Consider the following 12,256-nt stretch of genomic DNA (forward strand, 5'->3'; position numbering starts at 1 on the left):
GCTAAGGGGATTCCCTATTTTTGTGTATAAATGTGAAAATAATCACAAATACAGCCGAAATTATATTACAATGCAAGTGTATAGAGGAGGGTTAGATGTGGTGGTAAATATACTTGTGTTACATGGTATGAATCGTCCAGGTGTTAATGAGAGTGTAAGAGAAAATTTTGAGCAATTATTTAACGATGCTCAATTAACGTATCACTTGGCCTTTCTAGAAGGCGATACACAAACATTAAAGCAAGTGGTTGAATTACTGATAAGTAAAGAGATAAAGCATTTTAATATTATTCCTATATTATTATTTCCTGCTAAACATTACTTTGAAGATATACCTAATATTTTGAAAGATATAAAAAGGAATTATCCACCAATGAATTACATCATCGCTGAACCTTTAGGTACACATCAAACTATCTCAAATATAGTGAAAAATAAAATTGCTAACACGTTAATAAAGAATGACAAAGTTCAAACAGTCGTATTGTTAGCACATGGTAGTTCTGCATACACTGAACCACAACAAGCAGTGCAACATTTAGCTCAGTCGTGTGATGTGTTTGGCATACCTATTCAAACTGTATTGCTTTATGGTGCAGGTAATTATGTAGAGCATTTAGAAAAAATACTCAAGCAATATCCACAAACATTAATTGTGCCATTATTTCTTAGAGATGGCTATTTAGTTCAAAGGACTAAACAAAATATTAGGCAACAAGCATTTGCTGAATACGTGACATTTGCTTCAGCAATTAACTTCGTGCCTGATTTAGCAAAAGTAATTAAAGATAGAATAAACGAATTAGAGGTGTTAGCAAATGTATGCTATGCAAGTTAATTTAACAGGGAAACATGTTGTGATTATCGGTGGTGGACGGGTCGCCTATCGAAAAGTACAACAATTACTTAAGGAGGACATGCACGCTATTACAATTATCAGCAAAACATTTTTACCGGAATTTTTTGCAATAACACATGCTAACTTAAAGTTAATTACTAAATGTTATGACGCGAATGATATTAAAAATGCGAATTTAATAATTGCTGCTACAGATGATAAAGAAGTGAATAATCAAGTTGCTAAAGATGCTCATATTGATCAATGGGTAAACAATGTCAGCGATAAAGAAAAATCTGACTTTTATAATGTTTCACAGTTTACTGTCGATAATGTGACAGTACAGATTAGTTCTGAAGGTACGGATTATCACAAGGTAAAGACGTTAACGACAGAGATAAAGGAATATCTAAATTGTAGTGATGAGGAGGATATAAATGACTAAAGAAAGATTAGTAATGATAGGAAATGGTATGGCGGGTATCAGAACAATTGAGGAGATATTGGAACGAGATGATCAAAAATTTGAAATTACGATAATAGGCAAAGAGCCATATCCCAATTATAACCGTATAATGTTATCTAATATTTTACAAAAGAAGATGACTCAAACTGATATTATTATGAATGACTTTGACTGGTATGAATCACATGACATACATCTTGTTATTGATGATCCGGTTACTGAAGTGGATAAATTACAAAAGCAAGTGATGACACAAAGTGGTCTGACTTTTGAATATGATATTTGTATATTTGCAACAGGTTCTAAAGCATTTACATTACCTATACCAGGCTCAACCTTTCCTAGTGTAATTGGTTGGCGTACTTTAGAAGATACTGAAAAAATGATTGAAATTGCTAAAACCAAGAAACATGCGATTGTCATAGGTGGCGGATTATTAGGCTTAGAATGTGCGAGAGGTTTATTAGACCAAGGTATGGAAGTTACTGTTATACATCTCGCAGATTGGTTGATGGAAATGCAACTAGATAAAAAAGCAGGCATGTTATTACAAAATGATTTAATTGCACAGGGTATGAAGTTTAAATTAAATGCAAGTACAGAAGAAATCATAGGTGACACAGATGTAACTGGAATTAGATTAGCTGATGGAACAAAGTTATTAGCAGATCTTGTGGTTATGGCAGTAGGGATAAGACCATATAATGAAGTTGCCCGTCAATGTGGATTGGAAGTCAATAGAGGTATTGTTGTAAATGATTATTTACAGACGAGTGATGATTCAATTTATGCAATTGGTGAATGTGCCGAACATAATGGGCTAGTCTATGGTTTGGTGGCCCCATTATATGAACAAGGACAGGTGCTTGCAGATTATTTAACTGATAGAGAAACTACAGGTTATCACGGCTCTACAATATTCACTTCTTTAAAGGTATCTGGCTGTGACTTATACAGTGCGGGCTATATTAAAGAGGATGACATAATTAAAGGTATTGAGATGTTTGATAGTGTCAATATGTATTATAAAAAAGTATTTTTAAGAGAAGGCAAGCTTGTTGGTGCAGTACTTTATGGTGATGTTGCCGATGGACCAAGATTCTTTAATATGATGAAACAAGATCAATCTCTCGACGACTATACTTTAGTTTCAATGTTACATAAAGGCACTGAAACTGAAAGTAATAATGTTGCAGCATTGAGTGATGATAGTACAATTTGTGGATGTAATGGCGTGTCAAAAGGGAAAATAGTGACAGCCATAAAGGAAGAAGGATTAACAAGCGTTGATGAAGTAACAAAGTTAACTAAAGCAGGTAATTCATGTGGTAAATGTAAGTCACAGATAAACGAATTGCTGCAACATACGTTAGGTGATGATTTTGTTGCTGCCAAACCAGCTGGTATTTGTGCATGTACAGATTTAACACGTGACCAAATTGTCACTCAAATTAGAGCTAAAGGTTTAAAAACATCGAAAGAAGTCCGACATGTTTTACAATTTAAAGATAAAGGTGGTTGTCCTAAATGTAGACCGGCAATTAATTACTATTTAAATATGGTCTATCCACATGATCATGAAGACGAAACGGCATCTAGATTTGCTAATGAAAGATACCATGCGAATATTCAAAATGATGGTACATTTTCAGTGATACCTCAAATGCGTGGTGGGGTGACAGATGCTGATCAACTCATTCAATTAGGTACGGTTGCTAAAAAATATCAGATTCCTTTAGTAAAGGTTACAGGTTCTCAGCGTATAGGTTTATACGGTGTTAAGAAGGAACTATTGCCACAAATTTGGGATGATTTAGGTATGCGTTCGGCTTCAGCTTATGGTAAAAAGACGCGTTCAGTTAAGAGTTGTGTAGGTAAATCTTTTTGTCGATTTGGTACACAAGATACAACTAAGTTAGCGATTCGTTTAGAAAGCACATTTGAATATATAGACACACCACATAAATTTAAAATGGGCGTTTCAGGTTGTCCAAGAAGTTGTGTCGAATCAGGTGTTAAAGACTTTGGCGTGATTGGTGTTGAAAATGGATTCCAAATTTATATCGGTGGTAATGGCGGTACTGAAGTAACGATAGGGCAGTATTTAACGACGGTTGAAACCGAAGATGAAGTCGTAAAGTTGTGCGGTGCATTGATGCAATACTATAGAGAAACAGGTATTTATGCAGAGCGTACAGCACCGTGGTTAAATCGTCTTGGTTTTGATCGTGTAAAAGATGTCATTTTAAATGAAACACAACAAACACAGTTATTCCAGAGAATTATGGAAGCAAAAGAAGTGGTACAAGCGGAACCTTGGCGACAAATTTCAAGTCAGGAAAAAGAAAAAGCACGCTTCGCAGTTGAGGAGGTATAAATAGATGGCACAAAGAAAAATTAAAGTAGCGCATTTGAAAGAGTTACAGCCGTTGATCGGTAAGAAAATACTGGTTGAGAATAAAGAAATCGGTCTGTTTTTAACTGAGGGTGGAAATGTTTATGCGGTCAATAATATATGTCCACACAAAAATGGGCCATTGAGTGAAGGTATAGTAAGTGGTGAGTTTGTATACTGTCCACTTCATGATCAAAAGGTAGATTTGACGACAGGAATAGTTCAAGAACCTGATACCGGATGTGTAGAATTTTATAAAGTAGAAATCATCGACGAGGATGTCTATGTATGCCTGTAATCAATTACGGTAAAGTTTATCTTATAGGTGCAGGACCTGGAGATCCTACATTACTTACAAGACAAGCAGAACAGTTAATAAAAAGGGCTGATGTAATCTTATATGATCGTTTGGTAAATCCATTTATCCTACAGTTGGCAAGACCGGAAATTCCCATTATCGATGTTGGGAAATTACCTTATAGTAAACATGTTAAACAAGATGAAATTAATGACTTGTTGATCGAAACTGCATCGAAATATGACCTAGTTGTGAGGCTTAAAGGTGGAGACCCGGCTGTGTTTGGTAGAGTATACGAAGAAGTAGAAATATTAAATAAGATGCACATAGATTATGACATTATACCTGGTATCACTTCATCAACTGTAGCTATGGCACATCTTGGTTTAGGCTTCACAATACGTGATATAGCTACGAGTGTGACATTTACTACAGGGCATTTTAAAGATAATTCCGATAAACCTTTCGATATCAATGGATTATTAAATTATGGTACCTTAGCGATTTATATGGGAATTAGAAATATTGATAGCATAATGAAAGAAATCTATAACAAGACACACACTAATTTTCCCGTTGTTGTATGCTTTGATGTGACAGGGCCAATGGAACAATATGTTACAGGGACAGTATTAAATATTGTAGATAAGTTAAAGGATGTCACCAATAATAGTAAACCAGGGCTTATCATCATAGGACATGTTATTGGTAAATTGAATATGGGTGAAGGATTAACGGTCAAATATAGAACAAAATATTTAGTGCAAGGGATACGTACTCATGCGATTGACAAGGCTTTTGAATTATACACGCAAGGTGACTGGTGTATGATACTTCCTAATGATATAGAACAACTACATCCATCACAAAGGGCGTTAATAGAAATGTATTTAAAACAATCTTTTGATTCGAAAATAATAGTAAAGTAACAATAAATACACATAAAAACATAACTCTGTATAAATCTAAGACGATTGACCAAAAATGGTTATTAATGCTCAATAAAACAACTACTGCGGTTTACTTCGTGAATATTAGTGGACATCATTCAATTAAATATCTTTCATTTTCTTTTCTTTTAAAACTTACAATAATAGATGAAAAAAATAAAATTATGAAGAATAGAATGACTTAAATTGTAACCATTTAACATGGTCATAAAATAATAAGGGGATTTTCCTATGCATTTAGGAAAATCCCTAATTTTTGTATATTGTGAAAAATTGTACAATGTTTATGAAATATATTAATAAGCGAAGTGATTTCAGTTAACAGGAACGAACTTGTGAGAGGGTGTATAAAATGAAAAAGTTTGGGCTTAAATTTTTTAAACCAACAGAAAAATTTAATGGTAATTGGTCAATCTTAGAGAGCAAAAGTCGTGAATGGGAGAAAATGTATAGAGAACGATGGAGTCATGATAAAGTTGTGAGAACCACACATGGTGTGAATTGTACTGGTTCTTGTTCGTGGAAAGTTTTTGTTAAAAATGGGGTTATTACTTGGGAAAATCAACAAATCGATTATCCTAGTTGTGGTCCTGACATGCCTGAATTTGAGCCAAGAGGGTGTCCGAGAGGTGCATCATTTTCATGGTATGAATATAGTCCGTTACGTGTTCGATATCCATATATAAGAGGAAAGCTTTGGGAGTTATGGACTGCAGCATTAAAGGAACATCATGATAATACTGTTGCAGCGTGGGCGTCTATCGTTGAAGATGAAGAAAAAGCCAAAATTTATAAACAAGCACGAGGTAAAGGTGGCTTAGTTAGAACAAATTGGAAAGATGTATCACAACTGATTTCGGCACAAATCATATATACGATTAAAAAATATGGACCTGATAGAATTGCTGGCTTTACACCAATACCTGCGATGTCGATGTTAAGTTACGCATCTGGAGCACGATTCATTAGTTTACTTGGGGGAGAGATGCTAAGTTTTTATGATTGGTATGCAGATTTACCACCAGCATCACCACAAATTTGGGGTGAGCAAACAGATGTACCTGAATCAAGTGATTGGTACAATGCGTCATATATTATCATGTGGGGATCAAATGTGCCATTAACTAGAACTCCAGATGCTCATTTTATGACTGAGGTTCGTTACAAAGGAACAAAGGTTGTATCAGTAGCGCCAGACTATGCTGAGAATGTTAAATTTGCGGATAATTGGTTATCTCCAAATCCTGGAACGGATGCAGCAGTAGCACAAGCGATGACACATGTTATTTTACAAGAGTTTTATATTGATAATCCTAATGAGCGCTTTATCAATTATTCAAAACAATATACAGATATGCCATTTGTCATCATGTTAGATAAAGATGATAAAGGATATAAAGCAGGGCGTTTTTTACGTGAAAATGATATTACATCTAAAACAACGAATGGTGATTGGAAACCTGTTATTTTTGATGGTAATAGTGAGCGTTTAACTGTACCAAATGGAACTATTGGACAAAGATGGGAACAAGGTAAGGCATGGAACTTAAAGCTTGAAGATGAACAAGGGCAACCGATTAATCCATTGTTATCATTTGCTGAGTTAGACCATGAACACGTTGATATTCAATTTCCTTATTTCGATAATAATGGCAACGGTATTTTTGAAAGAACAATTCCCGTCAAAAAGATTACTTTGGAAAATGGTGAAGAAAAATATATTACTACAGTGTTTGATCTAATGGCGAGTCAATATGGTGTGAAACGCTTTGACCATGTGTTAGAAGCCAATAGTTATGAAGATAAAACATCATACTACACACCAGCATGGCAAGAACAAATTACAGGTGTGAAACAGGATTTAGTTATACAAGTTGCCCGTGAGTTTGCACAAAATGCCATCGATACTGAAGGTAAATCCATGATAATAATGGGTGCAGGGATTAATCATTGGTTTAATTCAGATACGATTTATCGTTCAATTATTAATTTAATCTTGCTTTGTGGTTGCCAAGGTGTAAATGGTGGGGGTTGGGCTCACTATGTAGGACAAGAAAAATGTAGACCAATTGAAGGGTGGAATACAATTGCCTTTGCAAAAGATTGGCAAGCACCTCCACGATTACAAAATGGAACAAGTTGGTTCTATTTTGCTACAGACCAATGGAAATATGAATTATCAACTGTAGATAGTTTGAAATCACCATTAGCAGATCACATTAAACATAAGCACCCAGCAGATTATAATGTATTAGCAGCGAGAGCTGGATGGTTACCATCCTATCCTCAATTCGATAAAAATAGTTTATCTTTTGGTGAAGATGCGAAAGAAGCAGGAGAGTTCAATAACGAACAAGTCATACAGCGTGCTGTTGAATCTGTAAAAGCACGTAAAACTAAATTTGCAATAGAAGATCCAGATGCTAAACAGAACCATCCTAAAACATTATTCTTATGGCGCTCTAATTTAATTTCAAGTTCTGCAAAGGGCCAAGAATATTTTATGAAACACTTATTAGGAACAAAATCAGGATTATTAGCAAATCCAAATGAAAATGATAAACCAGAAGAAATTAAATGGAGAGATGATACTGAAGGAAAGTTAGACTTACTTGTATCTTTAGATTTCCGTATGACATCAACGCCTTTATATTCTGACATTATTTTACCAGCGGCAACTTGGTATGAAAAACATGATATCTCATCAACAGACATGCATCCATTTGTTCATCCATTTAACCCAGCTATTGATCCGTTATGGGAGTCGCGTTCAGATTGGGATATCTTTAAGTTATTAAGTAAAACTGTATCCGAAACAGCTGAAAAATATATGCCAGGAAATTATAAAGATGTTGTAACAGCACCACTTGCACATGATTCAGAACAAGAAATCGCGAACGTCAACGGTATTGTTAAGGATTGGACTAAAGGAGAAATAGAAGCAATACCTGGAAAGACAATGCCTGCGTTTAAAGTTGTTGATCGTGATTATACAAAAATATTTGATAAATATGTAACGGTTGGACCATTGTTAGAAAGCACTAAAATCGGTGCACATGGTGTTAGTTATTTTGTAAAAGAACAATATGATGAATTAAAAGGATTGGTTGGAACTTGGGAAGAAGCAGATCATGAATCTGTGAAACACCAGCGCCCACGTATCGATACTGCCAGAAGAGCAGCAGATGTTGTTCTCAACCTTTCTTCGGCAACAAATGGGAAATTATCACAAAAATCTTATGAAGATTTAGAGCAACAAACTGGTATGACTTTAAAAGATATCTCAAGTGACAGAGCATCTGAAAAGATTTCATTCTTAAATATTACAGCACAACCAAGAGAAGTAATACCAACAGCAGTATTTCCTGGTTCAAATAAAAATGGTCAACGTTATTCACCATTTACTACAAATATTGAGCGTCTTGTACCATTTAGAACATTAACAGGTAGACAAAGTTATTATATTGATCATGAAATATTCCAACAATTCGGTGAAAGCTTACCTGTGTATAAACCAACATTGCCACCTTTAGTATTTGGTAATGATGATAAACAAATAGTTGCAGATAAAGAAACGTTAGTCTTACGTTATTTAACGCCACATGGGAAATGGAATATTCATTCGACTTATCAAGATAATCAACACATGCTGACGCTCTTTAGAGGTGGGCCTACTGTTTGGATTTCAAATGAAGATGCTGCGGCACATCATATTGCCGATAATGAGTGGCTAGAAGTATATAACAGAAACGGTGTAGTAACTGCTAGAGCTGTCGTCTCTCACAGAATGCCTAAAGGTACTATGTTTATGTATCATGCACAAGATAAGCATATCGAAACACCCGCTTCACATATTACTGACACTAGAGGTGGATCACATAATGCGCCAACACGTATTCACCTTAAACCAACTCAACTCGTGGGTGGTTATGCTCAAATTAGTTATCATTTTAACTACTATGGACCAATTGGAAACCAAAGAGATGTGTACGTAGCAGTAAGAAAACTTAAGGAGGTTGATTGGCTTGAAGATTAAAGCACAAATTGCAATGGTATTAAATTTAGATAAATGTATTGGTTGTCACACGTGTAGCGTTACTTGTAAAAGTACATGGACCAATCGACCTGGTGCAGAATATATGTGGTTTAACAACGTTGAAACAAAACCAGGTATTGGCTATCCGAAACGCTGGGAAGATCAGGAACAATACAAAGGTGGATGGTACCTAAATAAAAAAGGAAAATTAGAATTAAAATCAGGTAGTAGATGGTCAAAAATTGCATTAGGGAAAATATTTTATAATCCAGATATGCCAGTTATTAAAGATTATTATGAGCCGTGGACATACAATTATGAACATCTTACTAATGCAAAAGCAGGAAATCATTCACCTGTAGCTAAGGCACACTCACTATTATCAGGCAATAAATTAGATTTAGAATGGGGGCCAAACTGGGAAGATGATTTAGCTGGTGGGCATGTTACAGGACCAGAAGATCCCAATATTCAACGTATTGAAGAAGATATTAAGTTTAAATTTGATGAAACATTTATGATGTATTTACCTAGACTTTGTGAACATTGCTTGAATCCAAGTTGTGTGGCATCTTGTCCTTCTGGCGCAATGTATAAACGAGATGAAGATGGCATTGTGCTAGTAGACCAAGAGGAATGTAGAGGTTGGAGATACTGTATGACAGGTTGTCCATATAAGAAGGTTTACTTCAACTGGAAAACAAATAAAGCTGAAAAATGTACATTCTGTTTTCCAAGAATAGAGGCAGGTTTACCAACTGTATGTTCAGAAACATGTACAGGACGTATGCGTTATTTAGGCGTACTACTGTATGATGCCGATAGAGTTGAAGAGGCCGCTAGTGCAGAGAATGAACAGGAGCTATATGAAAAGCAATTGGATTTATTCTTAAATCCATTTGACGAAGCGGTAATTGAACAAGCCCAAAAAGATGGTCTTTCAATGGAATGGATCGAAGCAGCACAAAATTCACCTGTCTACAAATTAGCAATTGAATATAAATTAGCATTTCCATTGCATCCTGAATATCGAACAATGCCAATGGTATGGTATTGCCCACCACTGAGTCCGATAATGAGTTACTTTGAAGGTAAACAGGCACAAGCGGGTAATAGAAATCCAGATATGATATTCCCTGCAATTGAAGAAATGCGTTTACCTATTCAATATTTAGCTAGCCTATTTACTGCTGGCGACACTGAACCTGTTAAACTTGCCTTGCAAAAAATGGCAATGATGAGAAGTTATATGCGTTCAGAAATTACAAATAAAGACTTTGATCATTCAAGGTTAACGAGACTAGGTTTAACAGAACGCCAAACTAAAGATATGTATCGTTTGCTAGCTATTGCTAAACATGAAGATAGATTTGTAATTCCGACATCACATAAAGAAGCATATATGGATACGTATCGTGCTCAAGGTAGTCAAGGGTATGGTGGAGAGTACTTCGGTTCAAATTGTGATGGTTGTGGTGTTCCAGTAGCCGTTGAAGCTGGAAAATCAGGTCAAGAAATCTATAATGAACAGTTTTATGGGGGAATATTCCGTGATTAACTTTAAGCTATTTGAACAATATCAAACCTTACTTGGTTACCATGCACAGTTGTTAGATTTTCCAAATAAACAAACGTTTAAAAGTGAAACGTTTAAACAAATTGTAGATGAAACACAGCCGTCATATGAGGAACTAATTGCTTTCAAAGCAGAGATAGAACAATATTCACTCATTGAAGTACAACAATTATATTCAGATACATTTGATTTTAATAAAAAAGCACCGTTGTATATGACTTATAATAAATTTGATACTCAAAAGGAACGTGGTCAATTACTAGCGAAACTAAAAGTATTATATGAAATGTTTGGTTTAAAGATGGTAGATCAAGAGTTATCGGATTTTCTTCCATTGATGCTTGAATTCTTATCTGTTGCAAATTGGAATGACGATGATCGGGCAATTGATAATATTGAATTTGTCATCATGATTATAGAAGATGGTACGTTTGCAATTTCTGAGCAATTAGCGAAATCGCAAAATCCATACTATCATTTAATACGTTCGTTACGTAAAACGCTTAAGGCTTGTATTGAACTAGAACAGATGAATGAGGTGAAGTAAATGTTGAATCAATTTTTGTGGGTTATCTTACCTTATATCTGTATGGCTACATTTATAATTGGACATATTGCACGTTATAGATTTGATAAATTATCTTGGACTGCAAAATCTAGTGAATTTATTGAAAAGAAACAACTTAAATGGGGAAGTATCTTATTTCATTTAGGTATTGTTCCTGTTATTATGGGTCACTTTGTCGGTTTAGTGATACCAGCATCTTGGTTAGAGGCACTAGGTGTCAATGATCATTTATATCATATAGGTGCAGTGTATATTGGAAGTGTATTTGGTATAATAACGTTGATAGGTATGTTGCTATTAACGGCACGACGACTTTCTATTAAGAACGTTAGAAGGTTAAGCTCTGCATTAGATATAATTGTTAACATTTTCTTATTACTTATTGTATTTATGGGCTGTTATGCAACGATTGTCACTAATGCAGTTACGCCAACTTTTGATTATAGAGAAACTATTTCAATTTGGTTTAGAAATTTATTTGTATTCTCTCCTAATGCCGATTTGATGGTACAAGTACCTATTGCATTCAAAATGCATATTCTATTAGGCTTTGCGATTTTTGCACTTTGGCCGTTTACTAGACTGGTACATGTATGGAGTGTTCCTTTCACATATGCGAGTCGTAGTTATATTGTTTACCGTAAACATAAAGTGTGAATGGAGGAAATAATTTGAATTTAGTCACATTAAATGAACATTTAGATTATCAATCAGCTTTAGATAAGTTAAGGATTGATGAGGATTTTGATTTTGCGGGATTAGCATTTTACGAAAATGAAAAGCAAGTTTCACCAATAAAATGGCACTATGTCTCCGGAAATTTAAATGATCGTTATAAGTTAATTGTACTAAGAAAAGGTAAAGGTTTGGCTGGTACAGTCATGAAAACAGGTAAACGTATGATTATTGAAGACGTGAACCATGATGACATTATATTTGAAAAGCATAAGTATCCAATTATTATGAGTGAATCACTGACAGCTATGATAGCTATTCCATTATGGTATGAGCACTATGTTTATGGCGTATTGTTGTTAGGCCAACGTGACAATAAACCTTTACCATTGCAACATAATCAAATTTCTATAATTAATAAATTTGGAATCTTTAAAGAAGAAGATTAGGTGAT

10 protein-coding genes are annotated in these 12,256 nt (G+C 34.8%); all 10 read left to right on the forward strand.

Features of this window, described 5'->3' with window-relative positions; genetic code table 11:
• Positions 1-97 precede the first annotated feature (97 nt).
• The 10 genes from ACY191_RS04425 to nreA all read left to right on the forward strand — a co-directional run bounded on the left by ACY191_RS04425 (position 98) and on the right by nreA (position 12,251).
• On the forward strand, positions 98-838 hold the full coding sequence (locus ACY191_RS04425) for a sirohydrochlorin chelatase (RefSeq protein ID WP_229366577.1): 741 nt from the start codon (positions 98-100) through the stop codon (positions 836-838).
• The gene (locus ACY191_RS04430; RefSeq protein ID WP_107579818.1) at positions 819-1,283 is read left to right on the forward strand and encodes a precorrin-2 dehydrogenase/sirohydrochlorin ferrochelatase family protein; all 465 of its coding nucleotides are present in this window, start codon (positions 819-821) and stop codon (positions 1,281-1,283) included. The genes ACY191_RS04425 and ACY191_RS04430 overlap by 20 nt, the downstream gene beginning before the upstream one ends.
• Positions 1,276-3,681 (forward strand): nitrite reductase large subunit NirB, encoded by a 2,406-nt coding sequence (gene nirB / locus ACY191_RS04435; protein ID WP_229366578.1) that lies wholly within the window; start codon positions 1,276-1,278, stop codon positions 3,679-3,681. Before ACY191_RS04430 ends, nirB begins: the two co-directional genes overlap by 8 nt.
• A gap of 4 nt (positions 3,682-3,685) precedes the next feature.
• Entirely contained in the window at positions 3,686-3,997 is a 312-nt protein-coding gene (gene nirD / locus ACY191_RS04440) for a nitrite reductase small subunit NirD (protein ID WP_463269909.1), read from the forward strand.
• Positions 3,988-4,926, forward strand: coding sequence for a uroporphyrinogen-III C-methyltransferase (gene cobA / locus ACY191_RS04445; RefSeq protein ID WP_229366579.1), 939 nt, complete (start codon positions 3,988-3,990; stop codon positions 4,924-4,926). The genes nirD and cobA overlap by 10 nt, the downstream gene beginning before the upstream one ends.
• 373 nt (positions 4,927-5,299) lie before the next feature.
• Positions 5,300-8,983: a nitrate reductase subunit alpha gene (locus ACY191_RS04450; protein WP_229366580.1), complete on the forward strand. Its 3,684-nt coding sequence runs from the start codon at positions 5,300-5,302 to the stop codon at positions 8,981-8,983.
• Complete coding sequence (narH, locus tag ACY191_RS04455) at positions 8,973-10,541, forward strand: nitrate reductase subunit beta (protein WP_229366581.1); 1,569 nt, start codon at positions 8,973-8,975, stop codon at positions 10,539-10,541. Before ACY191_RS04450 ends, narH begins: the two co-directional genes overlap by 11 nt.
• Entirely contained in the window at positions 10,534-11,106 is a 573-nt protein-coding gene (gene narJ / locus ACY191_RS04460; protein WP_229366582.1) for a nitrate reductase molybdenum cofactor assembly chaperone, read from the forward strand. The genes narH and narJ overlap by 8 nt, the downstream gene beginning before the upstream one ends.
• Positions 11,107-11,784 (forward strand): respiratory nitrate reductase subunit gamma, encoded by a 678-nt coding sequence (gene narI, locus ACY191_RS04465; RefSeq protein ID WP_042739280.1) that lies wholly within the window; start codon positions 11,107-11,109, stop codon positions 11,782-11,784.
• A 14-nt stretch (positions 11,785-11,798) separates the two neighbouring features.
• Positions 11,799-12,251 carry a nitrate respiration regulation accessory nitrate sensor NreA gene (gene nreA, locus ACY191_RS04470; RefSeq protein ID WP_042739281.1) on the forward strand — a complete coding sequence of 151 codons (453 nt, stop codon included), beginning with the start codon at positions 11,799-11,801 and terminating at the stop codon, positions 12,249-12,251.
• The last annotated feature ends 5 nt before the right edge of the window (positions 12,252-12,256 follow it).

It is taken from the genome of Staphylococcus sp. TCBT05 (assembly GCF_055179755.1).

Coding starts and splice junctions, on each gene's coding strand:
- ACY191_RS04430 (WP_107579818.1), top strand. CDS start 819: ATGTATGCTATGCAAGTTAATTTAACAGGGAAACATGTTGTGATTATC.
- nirB (WP_229366578.1), top strand. CDS start 1,276: ATGACTAAAGAAAGATTAGTAATGATAGGAAATGGTATGGCGGGTATC.
- nirD (WP_463269909.1), top strand. CDS start 3,686: ATGGCACAAAGAAAAATTAAAGTAGCGCATTTGAAAGAGTTACAGCCG.
- cobA (WP_229366579.1), top strand. CDS start 3,988: ATGCCTGTAATCAATTACGGTAAAGTTTATCTTATAGGTGCAGGACCT.
- ACY191_RS04450 (WP_229366580.1), top strand. CDS start 5,300: ATGAAAAAGTTTGGGCTTAAATTTTTTAAACCAACAGAAAAATTTAAT.
- narI (WP_042739280.1), top strand. CDS start 11,107: ATGTTGAATCAATTTTTGTGGGTTATCTTACCTTATATCTGTATGGCT.